This is a genomic window from Mesorhizobium sangaii, from assembly GCF_014207355.1.
Taxonomy (GTDB): domain Bacteria; phylum Pseudomonadota; class Alphaproteobacteria; order Rhizobiales; family Rhizobiaceae; genus Mesorhizobium; species Mesorhizobium sangaii.
Genome location: NZ_JACHEF010000003.1, coordinates 329,696 through 350,856, shown reverse-complemented (window position 1 = coordinate 350,856; position 21,161 = coordinate 329,696). Strand labels below are relative to the sequence as shown.

The following is a 21,161-nucleotide window of genomic DNA, read 5'->3' as shown; positions in this document are numbered from 1 at the left end:
CTCAGGCTGCGGTCGGGCTTGGGATGCGCGGCAGGTGTTCCGCCAAGAATCGCCAGTCGTCGCGCTCGCTCTCGCCCTCATGGCGCTTGCCGAAGAACTGGATGATCATCTTGCCGTCGGCGTCATAGACTTCGAGCGAGGTGACATGACCGTCCTTGGTCGGCTTGCGCACCGCCCAGACCTCGTGGATGTGGTCGGTGCGCAGGTGCAGGTGGAAGGTCTCGTCCAGCACGTTGATCCATGGCCCCATCGGCTTGATGGATTTGACTGGACCGGAATGGATCTGGATGCAGCCGCGATTGCCGACAAAGCACATAATCGGCATCTCGCCTTCGGCGGCATGATGGAACATGGCACGGACGGCGTCATTGTCGAGCAGCCAGGCATAGTCCTGGCCGACCATGCGCACCGCTTGCCGGCGACTAAGCTTCAGCGTCTTCAGCATGCCGAAGAACTGGTGCACGTCGGTCAGCCGGCTCCAGCGGTCGCGCAGATCGTCGAGATTGGCGGTGGTTTCGCCGCCATGTACCTCGTCGTCGGGAATGTGTCCTGAAACGACGATTGTCGGCTCCTGGTTCGACGATTCCAGCGCGGCGACCAGCCTCTGATAGGCATAGAGACTGGAGGCCGGCCGCAGATGCACCTTGTGCACCGCCTCGCCGGCCGCGTCGAAGAACTGCAGGCTGCGGCGGATGTCGTCGCCATCGCGCTTTTCCACGGCAAAGCCGTGCGCCCAGACTTTGGGGAAGATGCGCAGATCGATGTTTTCGCCGAGCACCATGGCATTGTGGTTGCCGGTGACGATTTTGTCGTAGACGCCGACCTTCTCGTGCACCGCACTTTCGTTGCGGGTCAAAGCCATGACTTCGCCGACGGCTTCAAGGCCGGTCAGGAGATCGTTGACGCGCGGCTCGATGCGGACGACCCCGTCGCCGCAATGCGCGGCGATGAGCTCGGCTTCCGAAATGCCAAGCTGGGCAGCCAGATCACGCTCGCGCGTCTTCGCATTCTCTGTCCGTGCCCGCCGGATTTCATGTGGGGCAGGTTTTACGCGCTGGTCCATGTCTCGTCCCTACTGCCTTGCCTTACTTGTTGAGAATGAGCTTGCCCTGGCGGGTGATCTTCAGCCGGTAGAGCGCGCCATGATGCTCGATGCCGATCTCGTGCTCGCCCTGGAACAGGGTGTTGCTGGACAGCGTTCGCACCGCCAGCGGAACCCGGTCGAAACGGGTGGAGGGATCGTCGGAACGGCGCACGCGATAGCGAAAGTCATTGGGATTGTGTGTGTTCATCTGGATCGATCCCTTTCCTGTGCCGGGCGTCTGGCTAGGCGTTGCATAAATGCCGATTCATTTCTTGACTTGAATAATCATGTTTACTAGTCAGTGCAATACCGGAGTAAACGAGTCAACATTTAAGACGCCGGACACGATCAAAAGCGCCAGCGAGCCCCAGGCCAGCCAGCAACGAACCTGGACTTTGGAGTTGGGGCATGGGGTTGATGAATTGGGAATGGCGTGGCCGGTTTGACATCGGCCGGTCTGATGAGGGTCTTGGCGGGCGATCCACGCCACGCGGAATGGCGGCCTTGCTGGCAAGCGTCGCTGCAGTCGCCTTGCTGGCACCACCGGCCAGCGCCCAGCAAGCGGCGCAATCACCGAAGGCCGAAGAGGCCAAGGCTGCCCCGCCGGGCGCAACGCTTCTCGACAAGATCCTGGTGCTGAGCCGTACCGGCGAGACGGCGATCGAATCGCTGGCTTCGGCGAGCCATATCGACCAGGAACAGCTCGACCGCCGCATGGCGACGACGCCAAACGAGATGCTGCTCGGTGTGCCCGGTATCGCGGCACAGGCCGACGCCAGGCGCGTCGGCACCAGCATCAACATCCGCGGCCTGCAGGATTTCGGTCGCGTCGCGGTTATCGTCGACGGCGCCCGCCAGAATTTCCAGCGTTCCGACCACGGCACGCAGTCGACCGTCTACATCGATCCGGAGCTCGTCAAATCCGTCGATGTGATCCGCGGTCCTGTCGCCAACACCTATGGCTCGGGCGCCATCGGCGGCGTGGTTTTCTTCGACACCAAGGATGCCGAGGATTTCCTCAAGCCGAACGAGACATGGGCTGGTTCCGTCACCGGGCGCTACGAGAGCAACGGCAAGGGCTGGACCACCAGCGCATCCGGTGCCTATCGCTTCAACGAGAACTGGGACGCGCTCGGCAACATCGTCTATCGCAACTATGACGACTACAAGGACGGCGATGGCGACGCCGTCAAGGGCACTGGCTTCGACGTGCTCAGCGGCCTGCTCAAGACCACCATCCGGCCGACCGACAACAGTGCGCTGAAGCTCGGCTGGGTCGGCTCAAGCGATGGCTGGAACGAGATCAGCGGCGGCGCACCGGTGAATGATGTCGACCTGAAGTCGAACACCTTCACGGCCCGCTACAACGTCACCGATGAAGACAAGAGCTGGCTCGATCTTCACATCAACACATCCTACAACAAGACCAATCTCGACCTGACAAGCCTCGTCCCCCTAAAACGCTTCGATCCGGTCACCGGCCTGTCCGTGGTGTTGCCGACAGGTTCGACCTCGACCTTCGATGTCGGCACGACCAGCATCGACATTTGGAACACATCCAGGTTCGAGACTGCCGGCGTCGCGCACGAACTCACCTATGGCGGTGACTGGGCGGGTGACAACGTCAAGACCGACGGCACGGCCGGCGGCGACAGTTTCTACACGCCTTCGGGCAAGCGCAACGTTTCCGGCGCCTATGTCCAGGACAAGCTCACCTGGGACTGGCTCGAAGTCATCGCCGGGCTGCGTTACGACAATTACAGCCTCAAGGATGATACCCACCAGACATCAGGCGATAGAGTGTCGCCGCGCGTCACCGTCGGCGTCTCGCCCTTCGAAAGCGCTGGCCTTGCCGGCGTGCAGTTCTATGGCACCTACGCGGAAGGCTACCGTTCGCCCTCGCTTACGGAGACGCTGATTAGCGGCAACCATCCGGCCGGCGTTTCCTTCCCGTTCCTACCCAATCCCAATTTGCGTCCTGAAACCGGCAAGACGACGGAATTTGGCGTCAACTACAAGCAAAATGACATCTTGGAGGCCGGTGACGCGGTCCGCATCAAGGCGGCCTATTTCAACAACAATGTCGATGATTACATCGACGGCGTGACACTCTCGCCGTTCGACCCGACCAGCGGCTGCCCGTTCGGCCCAGGCATCCCGATCTGCTTCCAGTACCAGAATTTCGCCAAGGCCAAGATCAACGGCTTCGAGATGGAGGGCGTCTACGATGCTTCATGGGGTTATGCCGGACTTTCCGCGTCCATCATCAATGGTCACACCATATCCTATGAAGGCGACCAGGCAGACCTTGCCACCATTCCGTCGTCGCAGGTCACGGCCCAGCTCGGCCTGCGCTTCCTCGAGGACAAGCTGACCGTCGGTGGCGAAGTGCAGTACAATGGCAAGCCAAAGGGCAATGCGGTGGCCAAGAATTATACGCTGGTCAATGCCTTCGCCAGCTATCAGGCGACCGACAATCTGAAGGTCGATTTCCGCGCCGACAATCTGTTCGATGTCAAATACGCCAACCCGTTGAACGGCAGCACGACGGTTGCGGTCTATGAACCGGGCATAACGCTGAAGCTGGCGGCAACGATGCGATTTGGAGGCTGACGGCAATGACGAGCTTGAGGACATCGCTTCGTCTGCTGACCTCGACGTTGGCGATGTCGCTTGCGATGGTTCCGGTGTGGGCTGAGCAGTCCGCGCCGGTTCCCGCGCTGGCCCTCGAACTCAACGGCGCGCAAGCCTCCGACAAGGGCTGCCGTCTGACCTTCGTGGTCAGCAACAATCTCGGCGCCGACCTCTCCAAGGCGGCGTTCGAGATCGCCCTATTCAACAAGATGGGCGTCGTCGACCGGCTGACCGTGCTCGACTTCAAGGAATTGCCGGCGGGCAAGACCAAGGTGACACGCTTCGATCTGGCCGGCACCGACTGCGCCTGGGTCAGCCGTGTGCTGATCAACAGCGCAACAGAATGCGCCGGCACAGGCGTCGAACCGAACGCCTGCATGCGCAGCCTGAAGACCGACACCAAGACCGGTATCGCTTTCGGCGTCTGAGGTGGGACTGCATCCCGCATTCCTGCAAAGCGCAGTGGCATGGCCTTTGGCCGGCCACGGCCGACTGCCGCTGACAGCAAACGAACTTGATTTGACAATTCTGTTAGGGTCGCAGCAGGTCTCGCCGCGAGACATGCAGGATATCAACCCCCTCTCCGAAGCCAGCGCTGCCGAGCTGGCTATCACGCCAACTGAGGCGCTTGCACCGCTACGGCCATCGGCCTGGAACCGCAAATGGACGGCCGCGATCGCCGCCTCCTGCCTGCTCCATGCGGCGGTGGCTGCGGGTTTTCTGATTTCGCCCCCGGAGATATTCGATTCCCAGGACGCCATGCAGTCGGAAGGCAGCGATCAGTCCGGGGACAAGGTGGTCGGCAGCGCACTGGACCAGGATCCGACGGCGGTGAATGTCACGCTGGTGCCGAATACGCAGCCGGCCAAACCAGAACCGGAAAAGGCGGCCAAGCCGGCGCCAGCAACGCAGCGTTCCGAGCCGGAAACGGCGAAGCCACCAGTCAAGCCTTTGCCGGAAGCGGTCAAACAGCCAGCGGCGGCGCCGGATATACTGGTGGCAGGCGCGCCCCGCCTCGATGACCAGAGTGTGGCTCCAAAGACTGAAACACCGGCACAGCCGACCGTTCAAGCCGAAAGTCTCGAGGCGCCCGCCGCTGTTCCACAGCAGCCACCGGTTCCCAGCGCCAGGCCAACTCCGGCAGTTGCGCCAGCAACTGCAGGCCAAGCATATGAGAAGCGCGGCGCGGCGAATGGCCGGGAAATCAAGGCCGCGATTGCCAGCAAAGGCAGAAAACAAACCGATGCCGGCAATGCTGCGGCGTCTCGCTATAGCGGCGCCGTGGCCAGCAAGTTGGCTCGCGCCAATCGCCGTGTATCGAAATCCGCGCAAACGACAGCCCGCAACAACGCTCTGGTCGCATTTGAGGTGCTGGCCGACGGGAGCATCGTCGACCTGCACCTTGCCAAAAGCTCTGGCTCTCAGGAGCTCGATCAATTCGCCCTGGACCTTGTGCGAAAACAGGCGCCGTTCCCTCCCATCCCCCCAGAAACCGGCCTGCTAAGCTGGCGATTCAAGGCACCAATCGGACCGTTCTGAGCTGGCGCCGCTCTAGCCAACTCGTCAATCAATCATCAATGTTCAAGACCGCTGAAAGGAACCTCCATGTACATCGCCATGAACCGCTTCAAGGTGCAGACTGGCTCGGAAGCCGATTTCGAAGCCGTCTGGAAGAACCGCGATTCCAGCCTTGCGCAGATGAAAGGCTTCCGGGAGTTCCATCTGCTGCGTGGCCCGGTCAACGAGGCTGAAGGCTACACGCTGTTTGCCTCGCACAGGGTGTGGGCGAGCCACGATGATTTCGTCGCCTGGACCAAGTCGGAGAGTTTTCGCGCTGCCCACAGAAATGTCGGCACCACGAAAGTCCATTATCTCGGACATCCGCAGTTCGAGGGCTTTTCCGTCGTGGAGGGTGCCTGAGATGGCAACGCCTGCCGAAGACCCTGCGCGCAGCATCCCGATCCTGCCCTCGCCTGACGTCGAGGCAACGCGCGATTTCTATCGCGACGAGCTCGGCTTCGGTGTCGTCGAGCCGGAGATGGACGACTATCTGATCGTGCGCCGGGGCGACATCGAAATCCATTTCTGGAAGAGCGACGACCGCAAACTTCCCGAAGTCTCGTCCTGCTATATCAGGGGCGGCGAGGTGCCGGCACTGTATGCCGAATTTTCGGCGCGCCGGGTGAGGCAACTCAGTCCGTTCACCGTGCGGCCGTGGAACATGAAGGAATTCCATATCCGAGACCCGCACGGCAATCTGCTGAAATTCGGCTGCGCACCCGAAGAGGTGTAAGCAGCCGGCCGGGCTCAAGCCCCGGCCAGCAGGCTGGCATTGCCGCCCGCCGCGGTAGTGTCGACGCAGACGGCGCGCTCATGCGCATAGGCCGCCGGGTTGAGCACCTCGCTGACCAGCGGCACGATTGGCCCTGAGCGGTCGGCGATGACCTTGCGCACGATGCGGGCAGCCTCCGGTGTGCCAGAGAAAGCGACGACGTCGACGTGCAGCGAGCGCGCTTCGATCGGATCGGGCCGGCCATCTATTGCGGCCAGCGGCAGGCCCTTGCCGGTCAACGCCGAGAGCGCCGCCGGTGCGCCCGGCGCGACAGCCAGCACCGCGTTGCCGGCGGCGAGCGCCTGGATCGCCTGGGCAAGCAGGGTGTCGCCATCGGGGCCGAGACAGAGCACCCGCCCGCGCGGCGACAGCGACAGCGTGTTGGCCTCGCCGGTTGGCCCGGGCAGGTCGACCTGACCGAAATCGATGCCGGCGGCGGCACCAATGGCTGCCGCACCCTTGCCGCGCAGATGCTTCCTCAGGATGGCGACCCGGTCCGGCCGCGTCGACCAGCCACCCAGCGTCGGGTCGGGCAGATTATCGGCAAGCTCAGTCGCCGTCACCTTGTGGCCTTCGGCAATGTGCGTGCCCGCCTCCGGCCCCTTGCGGAAGCGACGGAGGTAGTGCGGACCGCCGGCCTTCGGCCCGGTCCCTGACAGCCCCTCGCCGCCGAACGGCTGCGAACCGACGACGGCGCCGATCTGGTTGCGGTTGACGTAGATGTTGCCTGCATGGATGCCGTCGACGAAATGCTGCACGCGGCCCTCGATGCGGGTGTGCAGGCCGAAGGTTAGCCCATAGCCCTTGCGGTTGATGGCGGCGATGACCGCGTCGATCTCGTCGGCGTCGAACGAGGCGACATGCAGCACCGGCCCGAACACCTCGCGCTCCATGTCCTCGATGCCCTTGACCCGGAAGACGTGCGGCGCGACGAAGCGGCCATCTTTCGGCGCCTCGAGCTTGGCGATCAGCCGGCCCTGCAGGCCCATCTTCGTGCAGTACTCGCGGATCGAAGCCTGCGCTTCGTCGTCGATGACCGGGCCGACATCGGTCGAAATCCGCCAGGGGTCGCCGATGCTGAGCGCCTCCATGGCGCCTTTCAGCATTTCCAGCATCTTCTTCTCGACGTCCTTTTGCACATAAAGCACGCGCAGCGCCGAACAGCGCTGCCCGGCGCTCTGGAAAGCCGAGGCCAGGATGTCGCGCACTGCCTGTTCGGGCAGCGCGGTGGAATCGACGATCATCGCATTCAACCCGCCGGTCTCGGCGATCAGCATGGCGTCGGGCGCGGCCGTGTCGGCCAGTTGCTTCTCGATCAGCTTGGCGACTTCGGTCGAGCCGGTGAAGCAGACACCGGCGATGCGCGGATCGGCGGTCAGCGGGCCGCCGACCGAGGGACCGTCGCCGGGCAGAAGCTGGATGACATCTTCCGGCACGCCGGCCTCGCGCAGCATTTCGACAGCGCGGAAGGCGATAAGCGGCGTCTGCTCGGCCGGCTTGGCGATCACCGAATTGCCGGTCACGAGTGCAGCCGCGATCTGGCCGGTGAAAATGGCGAGCGGAAAATTCCACGGCGAAATGCAGACGATGGCGCCGCGCGCCTGCGTGCCCGGTTCGGCATTGGCCGCCTCGGCCGCGTAGTACCGCAGGAAGTCGACGGCCTCGCGCACTTCGGCCACACCGTCGGCCAGCGATTTGCCGGCTTCCCGGGTGGCCAGCGCGAAGAACTCGACGGCGTTGGCCTCATAGAGATCGGCGGCGCGATTGAGGATGGCGGCGCGCTCGGCGACAGGACGCTTTGCCCAGGCTGGCTGCGCCTCCACCGCGATGCGCACTGCGGTCGTAACCTGCTTGGCGGTGGCTTCGCTGACCGTGCCGACGACTTCGGCGGGCTTGGCCGGATTGACGACAGGGCGCTGCTTGCCATAGCCGGCGGCCCGCGTGATCGGCTTCGCATGCCAGCGGTCGGGACCTGCGAACGCAGCCTTGGCCTTGTCGATCGCCGCCAGCGTCACCGTGTCGGTGATGTCAAAACCTTTCGAATTGCGGCGACCGGCGCCGAAGATCAGGGAAGGCCGGGCAATCGCCGGATTGGCGGCGGGGCCCTGGCTTTCGACCGTTTCGAGCGGATCGCGGGCGATGTCCTCCGGCTCGACCTCCTCGTCCGTCAGTTGATGTACAAAGGAGGAATTGGCGCCGTTCTCCAGCAGCCGCCGAACCAGATAGGCAAGCAGATCGGAATGCGCCCCGACCGGCGCATAGATGCGGCAGCGCGTTCCTTCGGCCTTGCGCACCGTCTCGTGCAGGGCCTCGCCCATGCCGTGCAGGCGCTGAAATTCGAAGGAATCGCGGTCCCCGGCCATCGACAGGATCGCGGCGACGGTGTGGGCGTTATGGGTGGCGAATTGCGGATAGATGCGGTCGGTCATCGACAGCAGCTTTTTGGCGCAAGCCATGTAGGAAACGTCGGTGTTGGCCTTGCGGGTGAAGACGGGATAGCCTGACAGTCCGAGCGTCTGCGCCCGCTTGATCTCGGTGTCCCAATAGGCGCCCTTGACCAGCCGCACCATGATGGTGCGGTCGTATTTCTTGGCCAACGCGTAGAGCCAGTCGATCGCAAACGCCGCGCGCGGGCCATAGGCCTGGACGACGACGCCAAAGCCGTTCCAGCCGGCGAGCTCCGGCTCGGCCAGCACCCGCTCGATGACGTCGAGCGACAAATCGAGGCGGTCAGCCTCCTCGGCGTCGATATTGAGACCCATGCGCGAATGTCGTGCGGCCAGCGCCAGCGACAACAGCCGCTCGGCCATGACAGGCAGCACCTCGTCCTTCTGCGCTACCTCGTAGCGCGGATGCAGCGCCGAAAGCTTGACCGAGATGCCGTGATTCTGGCGGATATCAGGGCCGTTGGAACCGGCATCGAGCGAAGAAATCGCGTCGGCATAGGCCTTGTGATAACGCAACGCGTCGGCCTCGGTGCGTGCGGCTTCGCCCAGCATGTCGAAGGAATAGAGATAGCCCTTCTGCGTCATCGGCCGGCCGCGCTTGACGGCCTCGGTGATGGTGCGGCCGAGCACGAACTGCTCGCCCATCTCACGCATGGCGGCCGCCACCGCCTTGCGGATGACCGGCTCGCCCAGCCGACGCACCATCGAGCGCAGCGTGCCTTCGATGCCGCCCTCGCCTTCATCGAGGACACGACCGGTCAGCATCAGCGCCCAGGTCGAGGCATTGACGAAGATGGAGCTCGAACCACCGGAATGCGCCGACCAGTCATGCGGGGCGATCTTGTCGGCGATGAGATCGTCCATCGTCTCGGTGTCAGGCACGCGCAGGAGCGCCTCGGCCAGGCACATCAGCGCCACGCCTTCCTTGGTGGAGAGACCGTAGGCAGAGAGGAACACTTCCATCAATCGCGGATCGGAAGAGCCGCGCACGGCCCGTACCAAATCGGCGGCCCGGGCCGAGATCGCGTTGCGGTCTTTCGCGGAAAGCCCCGTCGCCTCGGCCAGTCGCCTCATGGCCTCGTCTTCGTCGGGCAGATAGTTGGCGCGGATCTGCTGGCGGATGGAATCTAGCGGCATGGCGGTCCCGTGGATCGAACAAAAGGGAGCGGGCCGGCGGTCACCGGACCGAATGGCGCAAGCTAGCACAGGTACGAATTTCAGTCGGTCCGAAGAAATCGACATTTTAGGTCATTCGATCTATCATTGTTATCCAGAATTGGCATATGGACTGCGCTTTTGATGACAGAAGACCAATTGGACCGCATAGACCGGAATATCCTGGCGGCGCTGGCAAGCGATGGCCGGCTTTCGATGTCTGAACTGGCGGCAAAGGTCGGGCTGTCGAAGACGCCGGTGCAGGCGCGGGTGAAGCGGCTGGAAAAGGACGGCTATATCAGGGGCTACCAGGCGATCATCGACCGCGAGCGCATGGGCGAAGGCCATGTCGCCTTCGTCCAGGTGAAATTGTCCGACACCCGATCCGCAGCGCTCGATGCCTTCAACCGGTCCGTGCAAGCGGTGCCGGAGATCGAGCAGTGCCACATGATGGCGTCGAGCTTCGACTATCTGCTGAAGGTCCGCACCAGGGACATCGCCGCCTATCGCCGCGTGCTTGGCGAACGCATCTCGGCCCTGCCCCATGTCGCCCAGACCTCGACCTTCGTGGCGATGGAGACGGTCAAGGACCGGTAGATCACTCCGCCAGCGTCTTCAGGAACGCCACCAGCGCCGCACGTTCGCGGTCCGACAGCTCCAGCGGATGGACTTCGGATGTTCCCTCGACACTGGGCGCGGCCTTGGCGTAATGCGCGACCACCTCGTCGAGGGACGAGAACTGCCCGGCATGCATATAGGGTGGGCGCGTGGCGGCGCCGCGCAACGAGGGCGTCTTGTAGGCCCGCATCAGCTGCGGCCCATCCTTGACCATGAAACGCAGCTCGCCGCAGGCACGGGCGTCGCCATCACGATAGGCGCCCAGGCAGTTGAACGGGTCGGCCTCTACCTGCGCCACCGCGTCGATGCGGCCGCGATCCGGCGGCAGATCCGCGACGGGCGGCACGCCGGTGTTGTGAAAACTGTTGTCGGTGAAGCGCGGCCCATTGTGGCATGTCACGCAATTGGCCTTGCCGATGAACAGTTTCAGTCCGAGGATTTCCTCCTGGGAAAAGGCGGCATCTCCTTTCGCCTCGGCGCCGGTGGCGAGGTCCAGCGCAAAACGATCGAAGCGTGTCGGCACCGGCTCGATCGACCGTTCGAAGGCGGCGATCGCCTTGCCGATATTGGCATAGACGCCGTTGATGGCATCGCGCTGCGCGCCGCTCATCGCGTTCCAAGCGGCCTTCTCGGCGTCATTTCCAAGCGGACTGGCATTCAACGGCATGCCGGAAAATTCGGGCAGCGGCCCGAAGATGCGCTCGTAGCGTTCGCCGAAGCGCGCCTTCATGTAGTGCGCGTAGGCGGTACGGTTTCCCGCCTGCTCCAGCGGATTTTCGAGCGGTGTCAGCGCCTGCGCCCACAGGCTGTCGCGGCGGCCATCCCAGAAGAACCAGGGATCGCGCGCCACGCCCGCCAGCGGCATCGTGCGCCGGTTGGTGTGGCCGACGCCGACTGCTTGCGGAAGGTCGTCCTGGAACTGGCGGTCGATCTTGTGGCAGGTCGAGCAGGACACCGTGCCGTCGCGGCTCATCCCCTGGTCGAAGAACAGCGTCGAGCCGAGTGCGGCGGCCGCCGGCACGTCGGCAAAGCGGTTGGTGGTGTCGGGCTTCAGCGACGGCAGCGCCGACAGCGCCAGCGAGGCGACGGTCCTCTTCTCGGCGTCGGAAAAATCCGGTTTGCCGCAACCGGCAAGGACAACGGCTGCCAACAGCGCCAGAAAACGCGGAAAGTGCCTCATCGGTCGCTCACAGCACCACGTTGAACAGCACCGTGTCGGAACCGGCCGTGGCCGAGATGGCGAAATGCAGCTGCCACCAGCCACTCATCGTGAATTTCACCCCTTCGATCCGATAGCGCCCGTCGCCGAGATAGTCGGTCGCCTGCGGGCTGGTAGGCAGGCCGTGATTGTGCTGCGGCATGCCGCCGGAAATCGCGATCGCGGCCCCCTCCACCGGCGCGCCGGCCTTTGTCTTCAGGGTCAGCAGCCAGGATTCCAGTTCGCCTTGCCGCACGACGCCCCGCTCCGGCAAAAAACTTGCCACGAAAAGCCCGTTGTCGGTGTTCTTCGTCCGAGAGACATCCGGGCCGGCAGGCTGCGACGATCGCGGCGCCGTCAGATAGACGACCGCGAGAATGCCGACCAGCAGGGCAGCCAGACCAAGACCCGCCAGAAGATAACGCCATAACGATGCCAAACCGGTTCCTCTTCTGCAGACAACGTTTTGCCGGACGGATCGCATCCCGCCAGCCTGTGGGAAAACGCTGTGGCGGAAAAAACCCTGCTTGCCAAGCATGGCGCTGCCCGTTGCAAAAAGCTACAGCACCGGGATCACTGGAGGATTGCAGATGGCGGGAAACGGCGTCGCCTCGATCGGCGAATGCATGCTCGAACTGTCGGGCCAGACAGGCCCGAACTGGCGCATGGGTTTTGCCGGCGACACGTTCAACACGCTGTGGGCGCTGCACGCGTTGAGCGGCGACCGGCCGGCAACCTATGTCTCGGCCTTCGGCGACGACCCCTTCTCGCAAGACCAGATCGGCTTCTTCGCTGAAAACGGCATCGGTATCGGCTCCAGCCCGGTCATAGCCGGGGCGCGGCCCGGCCTCTATGCGATCACGCTCACCGGCGCAGAGCGTTCCTTCACTTACTGGCGCGGCGACGCCGCCGCCCGGCAGCTCGCCTCCGATCCGGCTGTATTGTCGAAAAACCTGGAAAATCAAGCGCTTATCTACTTCAGCGGAATCACTTTGGCAATTCTGGGCGATGCCCCGCGGGCTGCGCTGTTGGCGGCCGTAGCCGGCGCGCGGGCGGCAGGCTCGACTGTCGCCTTTGACCCCAACTACCGGCCGCGGCTCTGGCGCCGGCGCGAGGATGCGCAGGCAGCGATCGCCGAGGCGCTTGCCGTCACCGACATCGCCTTGCCGACCTTTCCCGACGAGCAGATGCTGTTCGGTGATGCAAACCCGCAAGCGACCGCCGAACGGCTCGGACAAGTGGTCCGCGAGGTTGTCGTCAAGAACGGCGAGGCGCCGGCACTGATTGCCGACAACGGAACATTGCACGACGTGCCGGCGATCCATGTCGCCGCACCCGTCGACACAACCGGCGCCGGCGATTCCTTCAATGGCGCCTATCTGGCCGCACGCCTCGCCGCCCACGCCCCGGTGGATGCCGTATTGCGCGCGCACCGCGTCGCCGCCGCAGTGGTGCAGGTGCGCGGCGCTTTGGCCCCGTTCGAGACGTTGCGGAGGGCGTTCGAGAACGAATGACCTGAAATACTAAGGGAGCCGGAACCGATATTCCGTCACATGATGGTAGATCGCGCCCGGCCACAGCGTCGCCTGCGGGAAATACGGCCGGTTCGGCGCATCCGGCCAGACCTGCGGCTCGAGGCAGAAACCGCAGAAGGCCCTGTAGTCTCGTCCTTCCAGCCCCTTGCGCGGTGTCACGTACTGGCCGGTATAGAGCTGGACGCCGGGCTCCGTGGTCCAGACCTCCATCTCGACACCGGAACTCGCCCCTTGCGTCCAAGCCGCCTGCTTGAGCGGCCCACGCGTCGGAGCGAGGCAGAAATTCTGGTCGTAGGGCAGCTGTTCGCCCTCGGTCTCCATGCGCAGCGGCCGCGCCTGGCGGAAATCGAAGGGCGTGCCGTCAACCGGCTTGACCACGCCGGTCGGGATCATGTCGCCATCGACGGGCAGATAGGCGCCGGCATTCAGTATCATCCTGTGGTCGAGGATGTCGCCAGCGCCACCATCGTCGAGGTTGAAATAGGAATGCTGGGTGAGATTGCACAGCGTCGGCTCCTCGCAGGTCGCGGTCAGCTCGACGCTGAGCGTGCCGGGGATCTTCAGCCGGTAGGTGCAGGTGACGTCGAGCGCTCCGGGAAAGCCCATTGTGCCGTCGGGATCATGCAGCGTCAGCGTGACGAAATCCCTGCCATGCAGCGAAACCGTCCACGGCCGGTGGAAATAGCCCTGCGAGCCGCCATGCAATGTATGCTTGTCGAGGAAGTTGCGTTCGGTCTGGTAGCGCTGGCCGGCGATGGTGAAGCGGCCGTCACGGATGCGATTGGCGTAGCGGCCGACGACCGCGCCGAAGAAGGCGGTGTCGGTCTCATAGGCTTTCAAATTGTTGTAGCCGAGCACCAATGGCGCATCATGTCCGGTAAGGCGCAAATCCTGGACGATCGCGCCGAGCCCGATGATGTTGGCGGTGAGACCGCCACCCCTGATCGCGAAGCGACGCACCGGCTCGCCCGCCTGCGTCGTGCCGAAAACCTCACCGTCCTTCATTCGCCATTCCCGCAAACGCCAGTTGAATCAGAGGATTTCGGCTGGTTTCTCGACTGAGGCGGGCAGGTCGCAGACCTGCCCCCACAGAGCCAGTCTATCAGAGGCCGAGGCCGCCGATGCAGACATATTTGGTGTCGAGGTAATCCTCGATGCCCTGATGTCCGCCTTCCTTGCCGAGGCCCGATTCCTTGACGCCGCCAAACGGCGCCTCGGGCGTGGTGATGAGGCCTTCATTGACGCCGACCATGCCGTATTTCAGCCCTTCCATGACGCGGAAGGCGCGGCCGAGATCGCCGGTGTAGAAATAGCAGGCGAGGCCGAATTCGGTGTCGTTGGCAAGCGCGATTGCCTCTTCCTCGGTCTCGAACTTGAACACCGGTGCGACCGGGCCAAAGATCTCTTCCTTCATGAAGCGCATCTTGGGCGTGGCATTGGCAATGACCGTCGGCTGGAAGAACGAACCGCCGAGCGCATGGCGCTTGCCGCCGGCGACGATCTTGCCGCCCTTGGCGGTGGCGTCGGCAATCAGTTCCTCGACCTTCTCGACCGCCTTCTCGTCGATCAGCGGCCCCTGCTGGACGCCGTCCTCGAGGCCGGAGCCGACCTTCAACCCGTTGCTTGCGGCAGCGAGCTTTTCGACGAACTTGTCGTAGACGCCGGCCTGAACCAGGAAGCGGTTGGTGCAAACGCAGGTCTGCCCGGAATTGCGGTATTTGGCGGTGATCGCGCCGGCGACGGCACGCTCGATATCGGCGTCGTCGAAGACGATGAACGGCGCGTTGCCGCCGAGCTCCATCGACACTTTCTTGACGGTGACCGAGGACTTCTGGATGAGAAGCTTGCCGACCTCTGTCGATCCGGTGAAGGTGATCTTCGACACCAGCGGATTGGCGCAGATCTCGTCGCCGATCTCGCTGGCCGAACCGGTCAGGATGTTGATGACGCCCTTGGGGAAACCGACTTCCTCGGCGAGCGCGCCCCAGGCGAGACCTGAATACGGCGTCTGCGAGGCCGGCTTGACGACGGCGGTGCAGCCGGCGGCAAGTGCCGGTCCGAGCTTGCGGGCCAGCATCGAGGACGGGAAATTCCACGGCGTGATGGCGGCGATGACCCCGACCGGCTCCTTGGTCACCAGGATACGGCGGTCCGCCCATGGCGAGGGTACGACATCACCGTAGGTGCGGCGGCCTTCCTCGGCGAACCACAGGATGTAGGAAGCGGCGGAGCCGATCTCGCCCTTGGACTCGAACAGCGACTTGCCCTGCTCGATGGTGAGCAGTTCGGCCAGAACGTCCTGATTGTCCATCATCGCGTCGTGCAGCTTGCGCAGCAGCTTCGAACGCTCGAGCGCAGTCGTCTTGCGCCACGACTTGAAGGCAGCTTCGGCGGCCTCGATGGCACGGCGGGTCTCGGTCTTGCCCGACTTCGGCACAGTGCCGATCTTGAGACCGGTGGCCGGGTTGTTGACATCGACCGTCTGGCCGCTATCGGCCTGCACCCACTCGCCGTTGATGAGATTGGCCTGCCGCATGAAATGGCTGGTTTTCTGAAGCATGGTCTATCCTCCGTTTGGCGCACTGACGGGCCGGTCTGTGAAGTCTTCGGTGAGCGTGCGCCATGGAATTGAAGCCGGCACGCCGGAGCCACTGCTCTTTACCTAGGGCAAGGCCCGCAAGCAATCGCTACATGGCATATAGGGGTTGGGCCAGCCGGAGGCGAGAGCAGGTCGACATTTGGCATGCCGATCGCAGGCCGGCATAATCTGGATATCTTCGTACCCGATCAGAAAACGTGGAGCACCACCGTCAGCCAGAAAGCAGTCGTCACGGCGGCGCAGGCTGTGGCGATGGTCATCTGGTTGGATGCCAGCGCCTGGCCGGTGTTGAACTGTACGGCGATGAGATAGGAGTTGATGCCGGACGGCAGCGCCGCGATCACGACCGCCACCTTGGCCGTCAAGGGCGGTAGGCCGAGCAGCCAGACGAAGACAAGAACCAGCGCCGGCATCAGGAACAGCTTCAGCACCGAAAGTGCCAGCGCCGGCCGGACATTGCCGGAAATGCCGAAGCGGCGCAGGCTGAGCCCCATGGCAAACAGCGCCACCGGCCCGGCCGTATCGGCCAGCGCATCGACAAGCCGCATGGCAAGGTCGGGCAGCGGCACGCCGCTGAGGCGCCATGCCAGTCCCGCCAGAATGCCGATGATCAGCGGATTGATGAACAGCCGCCTCAGGAAACTGCGGATGATGCGCAAGGGGTGCATGGGCTCGCTGCCACTCCGGCCGAACATCTCGAACAGGACGATCGATGCCATCATCATGATCGGCAGATGCACGGAGACGAGCAGCGACAGCACTTCGAAGCCGCTCGGGCCGAATATGCCGAGAATGAAGGGGGCACCGAGCAGCACGACATTGGAGTAGGCCGACGACACGCCGCCGACGACCCCTGCACGCGCATCCCGTCCGAAGAACCGCGTGGTGACGAGATGACCGGCGGCCCAGGTGATCGCTACCGCCGCGAAATAGGCGCCCCACAGGGACCATGGCGCGACGCCGTGGAAATCGGCGTTCACCATGGTCTGGAACAACAGCAGCGGCATCGCCACGCTGACCGCAAAATCGGATATCCCCTCGCCGCTCGCCGGTCTGAGATAGCCTGTGAACCCGGCGAGATAGCCGAGCGCGACAAGGCTGAAGACGAAAAGGACGGTTTCGGTAAGCGGAGACATAAGCCTGCTGTAGTGATTTGAAATAAAAGGATAATTATTTCGGATGCAATACGCTTTCCAAAGCGTCTTCCAAAGAATGGATGGAACTTATCTGGCATCCATTCCAGCGCCACCACCAAACCCCGCCCTTTTGCGTAGGCCCCTAGCACCTTCGCGTATGACGGCGATACCCTTGTGCAATTGTGGGGTGGCCTAGCCGTGGGGTAGTTTTCTAGCCGTCGGCCATCTACTTGCACAGCCTGTGGTCGGCGCCAAGCTAGCCACGCATCCTCCCTGTCTGGGTTAGCTAATAAAAGAAACCCGCTGCTCACCCCCCCCGGCAGCGGGTTTTTCTTGGTGGGGCCATACAAGAAAAAATCACCATTCCGTGCTGGATCATTCCGTCCCGCTCAGCGTTGGTTGATATTCCAACGCGGAGCATCACCATGGACGACGAACGGGACGAAAAAATTCGGCGACGCGCGTTTCAGATTTGGGAACGCGAAGGCGGGGTCCATGGTGATGACCCGGAAAAACACTGGCACCGAGCTGAAGCCGAAATTGACCGCGAGGCTGCACTGGAGGCCCGCCAAGGCACCACCGAACCAAGTGCCATTGGAGCTACGGTGTTATCAGGCAAGGCGAAGAAGCCGCGGCGCGGCGAGACCTCCATTTCCGACGTCATGTCCGTCGAGGTCCTGGCGATGCGAACCGGCATCACGGGCGATCAGGCACAAGACCTTATAGACCGGCTGGGCGATGACCGGGTGGCAATAGAGGATGCGGCGGCGAGCTTGGCCGCTGGGCAGCAGAATTTCAGCAAATAGAAACCCCGCCGAAGCGGGGTTCTGTCGTTGTTTGCGGAACGGTCAGGCGGCAATGAGCGACCCCGAAATCATCATCAGAAGGTTGCCTGTCCTCTTAGGAGCGTTGTCCAGCCGGAGGCACGTCATCTCGAAGCTGCAGGAGTGATTTTCCTCGCCGATAGTGAAACGGTCGACGGCGGCGCTGGGGTGAGGTTGCGCATTTTAGACAGCCCTAATAGATAGGTATTTGTCAGCTAACAGGGGGACCGACAAATGACCAACGAAACCGACAACCACGCCGCCGCACTGGCCGAGCTGACTGCGGAGGTTGTCTCTGCATACGTGACCAATAACCCATTGCCAGCCGCTTCACTGCCTGACCTGATCGCCTCAGTGCATCTTTCGCTCTCAGGCCTTATCCTGCCGGCGACCCTGCCAGCAGAGCCTCTCGTGCCGGCGGTAAATCCGAAGAGGTCGGTGTTTCCCGACTACATCGTGAGCTTGGAAGACGGCCGCAAATTCAAGTCGATGAAACGCCACCTTGGTTTGCTTGGTATGACGCCTGATCAATACCGCGCCAAGTGGGGCTTGCCGCATGACTACCCAATGGTCGCGCCATCCTATTCCAACCGCAGATCGGCTCTAGCGAAGGCTAGTGGTTTAGGTCGTAAGGCTGAGCCTGTTAAGAAGGCGCCAGCCAAGCGGAAGGCGAAGGCTTAAACGTAAGGTCAAGACTCAGCTATCAGAAAACTGCGGCGGACCTGCCGTCCGCTTTTGGCCGGCGCCTTTCAGGCAACCTCCCCATCAGGCGCCGGCCTTCTCCCCCTACTGAAATCGTCAAGCGCCTTTGCGGGGGCTGGCATAGGCTCATCAAGTCTGGGAACAATTTCGCATCAACGACGTTCGGGATAACGAGAAATAGTGCCCAAATTCAGGGAGGACTTGATCATGAAGTTCCTGTCCGGCATGGCGGCTGCCTTGATATCATCGTTAGGGCTAACGAGCACTGCTCCAGTTGATGCCGCACCAATTTTCGTGCCTCAGACGCAAAGCGCACAGCCCGACGTCATCCAAGTTCGGGGCGGCGCCAGATGGCGCAACAATTATTGGGGAGGCGGCCATTACAGGCGACACGGGGGTTACTATGGCCACCGCTACTATGGGGGTGGATACGGCGGCTACAACGACTTCTTTCCAGGAGGACTTATCACCGGAGCCCTGATCGGAAGCATGTTCAACAACGGTTACTACGGTGGTGGGTATTACGGAGGCGGGTATTACGGCGGCGGGTATTATGCTGACCCGTATTACGGCGGGGGCTATTACCGCCCTGTGTACTACCACAGGCACTACTACCATAGACATTATTACCACCACAGGTACTATCACCACAGGCACTACTATCATTACAGGCACTACTATCACTACAGGCACTACTACCACCACAGGTATCACCACCGTAGGCACTATTACCGCTACTGAAATACGGCATGCTGTCGCGTTTAGCCCGCTGCCTCACGGTGGCGGGCTTTTTGGTTCGCCTTCTGAGCGCCCGGCGAATTAGTCGTCATTGTGCCGGCGTGATCCCTCCTCGATCCGCACTTTTGGGCTTCCGCGATCACACCATAGGCTAACGCGATCCCGCAGTTCACAATACAACTACAACCGGTTGATTCCTTTGGGATGCAGCCGCTCCCATCAGAGGTCCGTCGCGTGGGGGCACGCGGCGGACTGCTGGTGGCCGGCGGCGCCGGGGTGAGGCGGAAAGCGGCTTTGAACGCATTAGTGAATCCCGGAGTCACCATTCTGTTTCCAGCCCTTGGATGGGAGGTTGCACCATGGATAAGCTGGGTGTTTCGGTATCGTCTTTCGACTGCGATATCATTCGCAGCGCCTTCGTAAAATCCGTCATCGAAAAGAACATTCCAGAAGACCAATGGCGGGCCGCAGCCGCGCTTTTGATCCGCGACTATGCCGGCAGCGATGAGATCGAAACCGACTTGCTTGAATGGATCGTGCGGAAGTAGGTCTAGCCTTGTTGAGCGGCCATAATGCGGGCCTCTCGCACGAGCGATGACCAACTATGCGCGCCAAGAATGGCGATAAGCGCCGGAGCTTGCTCTTCGGAAATTCCCGCCTCAGCCGCCAACCGCCTAACGATAAAATCGTCCGGTCTGGTGCGTGCTTCGTCCCGTTCGTCGGCCATCGGCACATTCCACTAGAGGGCCTAAACGAACTTGCCGGGCGCTTGTTCCGGCAGGAATTGTAAAATTCGTACAGACAGGTTGGCGCTATCAGCCATGGGGAATGGCCGGTGCAGCTGGGGCTCTTAGGGGCTACTACGGACCACACCGGCCACTACGGGGAAGGGTCGAATTTCCCCGCAGCGCTTGATTTGTTAGCAATCGCGCAATTGGCCTATAGGCGCTAACCCAGCCTTAGATTTCTCGATCACGCCGCCGTCGATATATTAGCAGTCTCTTGATACCAGACGCGCCGCTCCAGAGTCTTATCCATGGCGCGGAACATCAAAATCGGTGACAGAGTGGCGATCAGCGCCACGGTGGGCAAACGCATTGACGATCGCGTCACCCTGCACATCCTCACGGCCAACAATCCCTCTTCGATTATCGATCCAAAGGCGAAGCCGGGCGACAGGATGAGATTCGAGGGTGAAGTGATCTACGTCGACGAGGATCTTGGCCGTGTCACCGTGCAGGTGCTTGGGCGCGTCACGGTCGAAGCCAGTACGGTGGAACTGGTCAGGAAGTACCTGCCGCCGACCCGCAAGAAGCCCCTGCGAGACATGGTCGACTAAGCGAGAACGGCGTACAATCCGCCAGCCGGCACCCCTCTCCTTTGCCGGTTGGGCCCAGTGGTCAAAAACCCAGCCCGCCCACCCTTGGCCGCTGGGCCGCTAGTAGCCTCGCGCCGGGCAATCGTCGCGTGAATTTCAAAAGTCTGGTAAAATTTAACCGACCCTCAACTTAGAAACTTAACGCACCTGCAACTCGCGGTGATCTATTAGGATTATCTTATAGAAGCAGGCAGGGGTCCTGACATGCAAAATGTGATTGCTCGTTTCATCCAAGACGAATCTGGGGTGACCGCCATCGAATATGCTCTGATCGCCAGCCTGATTGCGCTAGCCATTATCACCGGCGCCGGTGCGCTCGGCAATTCGGTCAACGGCAAATACAAGTTTATTGGCAACACGCTCAACACCAGCGGGTCGTAATTCGGTCTGATCGAAAGTCGGTTTCCAGTCGCGGTTGCGCCGAGCCTGTATGCCTGCATAGTCGGGAACCACAGTGAAGAACACCGGCCGGCGGTCGCGCCCTGCGACCTTACACGACGAGCAGCGGAAGATGCCGACCAGATCCCAGTGCATGGAACCATGGTCCGGCCCGAGCCGGTCAATAAGTGCCTGGACGTCGAGCTTTGTCGACCTGCAGCATGCCGGATGTCCGCAATTGACGTGAAGCGAATCTTTGGCAGCCAGGGTGTCGGCGAGGGTCTTGGACATGGCGATCTCCGTTGAAGGGGTTTCGCCGCAATGGAGGATTTTATTCCTGATCTCGATGGCGCCGGCAAGTGGCGAATGGTCACTCGGCAAGCCAGGCTCATAGGCGCAAATA

General features: G+C 62.3%; 21 protein-coding genes. 13 read left to right on the top strand and 8 right to left on the bottom strand.

All coding sequences use genetic code 11. The annotated features are described in order from the left end of the window. Position 1: 1 nt before the first annotated feature. Together HNQ71_RS16745 and hemP are read right to left on the bottom strand one after the other, a co-directional pair. Entirely contained in the window at positions 2-1,063 is a 1,062-nt protein-coding gene (locus tag HNQ71_RS16745) for a hemin-degrading factor (RefSeq protein ID WP_184873652.1), read from the bottom strand. A gap of 22 nt (positions 1,064-1,085) precedes the next feature. Then, positions 1,086-1,292 carry a hemin uptake protein HemP gene (hemP, locus tag HNQ71_RS16740; RefSeq protein ID WP_184873651.1) on the bottom strand — a complete coding sequence of 69 codons (207 nt, stop codon included), beginning with the start codon at positions 1,290-1,292 and terminating at the stop codon, positions 1,086-1,088. Between the two features lie 200 nt (positions 1,293-1,492). On the opposite strand from hemP, the gene HNQ71_RS16735 reads away from it, so the two are divergent. The 5 genes from HNQ71_RS16735 (at position 1,493) to HNQ71_RS16715 (ending at position 6,011) form a co-directional block, all read left to right on the top strand. Continuing rightward, a complete protein-coding gene (locus HNQ71_RS16735; protein ID WP_184873650.1) occupies positions 1,493-3,697 on the top strand; it encodes a TonB-dependent hemoglobin/transferrin/lactoferrin family receptor in 2,205 nt (734 codons plus the stop codon). A gap of 5 nt (positions 3,698-3,702) precedes the next feature. Further along, positions 3,703-4,146 carry a hypothetical protein gene (locus HNQ71_RS16730; protein WP_184873649.1) on the top strand — a complete coding sequence of 148 codons (444 nt, stop codon included), beginning with the start codon at positions 3,703-3,705 and terminating at the stop codon, positions 4,144-4,146. 1 nt (position 4,147) lies between these two features. After that, entirely contained in the window at positions 4,148-5,257 is a 1,110-nt protein-coding gene (locus HNQ71_RS16725) for a TonB family protein (RefSeq protein ID WP_343068176.1), read from the top strand. A gap of 66 nt (positions 5,258-5,323) precedes the next feature. Beyond that, on the top strand, positions 5,324-5,638 hold the full coding sequence (gene hmuQ / locus HNQ71_RS16720) for a heme-degrading protein HmuQ (protein ID WP_184873648.1): 315 nt from the start codon (positions 5,324-5,326) through the stop codon (positions 5,636-5,638). A 1-nt stretch (position 5,639) separates the two neighbouring features. Beyond that, positions 5,640-6,011: a bleomycin resistance protein gene (locus HNQ71_RS16715; RefSeq protein WP_184873647.1), complete on the top strand. Its 372-nt coding sequence runs from the start codon at positions 5,640-5,642 to the stop codon at positions 6,009-6,011. 14 nt (positions 6,012-6,025) lie between these two features. Here the strand turns inward: HNQ71_RS16715 and putA are convergent, their stop codons facing one another. After that, complete coding sequence (putA, locus tag HNQ71_RS16710; RefSeq protein WP_184873646.1) at positions 6,026-9,634, bottom strand: bifunctional proline dehydrogenase/L-glutamate gamma-semialdehyde dehydrogenase PutA; 3,609 nt, start codon at positions 9,632-9,634, stop codon at positions 6,026-6,028. 162 nt (positions 9,635-9,796) lie between these two features. On the opposite strand from putA, the gene HNQ71_RS16705 reads away from it, so the two are divergent. Next, a complete protein-coding gene (locus HNQ71_RS16705) occupies positions 9,797-10,249 on the top strand; it encodes an Lrp/AsnC family transcriptional regulator (protein ID WP_056596145.1) in 453 nt (150 codons plus the stop codon). Position 10,250: 1 nt separating this feature from the next. Here the strand turns inward: HNQ71_RS16705 and HNQ71_RS16700 are convergent, their stop codons facing one another. Both HNQ71_RS16700 and HNQ71_RS16695 read right to left on the bottom strand, forming a co-directional pair. Next, complete coding sequence (locus HNQ71_RS16700; protein WP_184873645.1) at positions 10,251-11,450, bottom strand: cytochrome-c peroxidase; 1,200 nt, start codon at positions 11,448-11,450, stop codon at positions 10,251-10,253. Positions 11,451-11,457: 7 nt separating this feature from the next. Further along, positions 11,458-11,907 carry a FixH family protein gene (locus tag HNQ71_RS16695; protein WP_095088046.1) on the bottom strand — a complete coding sequence of 150 codons (450 nt, stop codon included), beginning with the start codon at positions 11,905-11,907 and terminating at the stop codon, positions 11,458-11,460. Between the two features lie 151 nt (positions 11,908-12,058). Here HNQ71_RS16695 and HNQ71_RS16690 point away from each other — a divergent pair, with 151 nt between their 5' ends. Beyond that, positions 12,059-12,982, top strand: coding sequence for a sugar kinase (locus HNQ71_RS16690; RefSeq protein ID WP_184873644.1), 924 nt, complete (start codon positions 12,059-12,061; stop codon positions 12,980-12,982). A 9-nt stretch (positions 12,983-12,991) separates the two neighbouring features. On the opposite strand, the gene HNQ71_RS16685 is transcribed toward HNQ71_RS16690, so the two are convergent. The 3 genes from HNQ71_RS16685 to HNQ71_RS16675 all read right to left on the bottom strand — a co-directional run bounded on the left by HNQ71_RS16685 (position 12,992) and on the right by HNQ71_RS16675 (position 16,738). Next, positions 12,992-14,008, bottom strand: coding sequence for an aldose epimerase family protein (locus HNQ71_RS16685; RefSeq protein WP_184873643.1), 1,017 nt, complete (start codon positions 14,006-14,008; stop codon positions 12,992-12,994). A 97-nt stretch (positions 14,009-14,105) separates the two neighbouring features. Next, on the bottom strand, positions 14,106-15,563 hold the full coding sequence (locus HNQ71_RS16680) for an NAD-dependent succinate-semialdehyde dehydrogenase (RefSeq protein WP_184873642.1): 1,458 nt from the start codon (positions 15,561-15,563) through the stop codon (positions 14,106-14,108). Positions 15,564-15,790: 227 nt separating this feature from the next. Further along, positions 15,791-16,738 carry an AEC family transporter gene (locus tag HNQ71_RS16675; RefSeq protein ID WP_184873641.1) on the bottom strand — a complete coding sequence of 316 codons (948 nt, stop codon included), beginning with the start codon at positions 16,736-16,738 and terminating at the stop codon, positions 15,791-15,793. A 425-nt stretch (positions 16,739-17,163) separates the two neighbouring features. On the opposite strand from HNQ71_RS16675, the gene HNQ71_RS16670 reads away from it, so the two are divergent. The 6 genes from HNQ71_RS16670 to HNQ71_RS16645 all read left to right on the top strand — a co-directional run bounded on the left by HNQ71_RS16670 (position 17,164) and on the right by HNQ71_RS16645 (position 20,761). Beyond that, positions 17,164-17,544 (top strand): DUF2934 domain-containing protein, encoded by a 381-nt coding sequence (locus HNQ71_RS16670; RefSeq protein WP_184873640.1) that lies wholly within the window; start codon positions 17,164-17,166, stop codon positions 17,542-17,544. Positions 17,545-17,796: 252 nt separating this feature from the next. Next, positions 17,797-18,243, top strand: a complete 447-nt coding sequence (locus HNQ71_RS16665; RefSeq protein ID WP_184873639.1) for a Ros/MucR family transcriptional regulator — start codon at positions 17,797-17,799, stop codon at positions 18,241-18,243. Positions 18,244-18,471: 228 nt separating this feature from the next. Then, positions 18,472-19,005: a BA14K family protein gene (locus HNQ71_RS16660; RefSeq protein WP_184873638.1), complete on the top strand. Its 534-nt coding sequence runs from the start codon at positions 18,472-18,474 to the stop codon at positions 19,003-19,005. A gap of 356 nt (positions 19,006-19,361) precedes the next feature. Beyond that, positions 19,362-19,550 carry a hypothetical protein gene (locus tag HNQ71_RS16655; RefSeq protein WP_184873637.1) on the top strand — a complete coding sequence of 63 codons (189 nt, stop codon included), beginning with the start codon at positions 19,362-19,364 and terminating at the stop codon, positions 19,548-19,550. A gap of 488 nt (positions 19,551-20,038) precedes the next feature. Further along, positions 20,039-20,341, top strand: coding sequence for a hypothetical protein (locus HNQ71_RS16650; protein WP_184873636.1), 303 nt, complete (start codon positions 20,039-20,041; stop codon positions 20,339-20,341). Positions 20,342-20,584: 243 nt separating this feature from the next. Continuing rightward, the gene (locus HNQ71_RS16645) at positions 20,585-20,761 is read left to right on the top strand and encodes a Flp family type IVb pilin (protein WP_184873635.1); all 177 of its coding nucleotides are present in this window, start codon (positions 20,585-20,587) and stop codon (positions 20,759-20,761) included. The last annotated feature ends 400 nt before the right edge of the window (positions 20,762-21,161 follow it).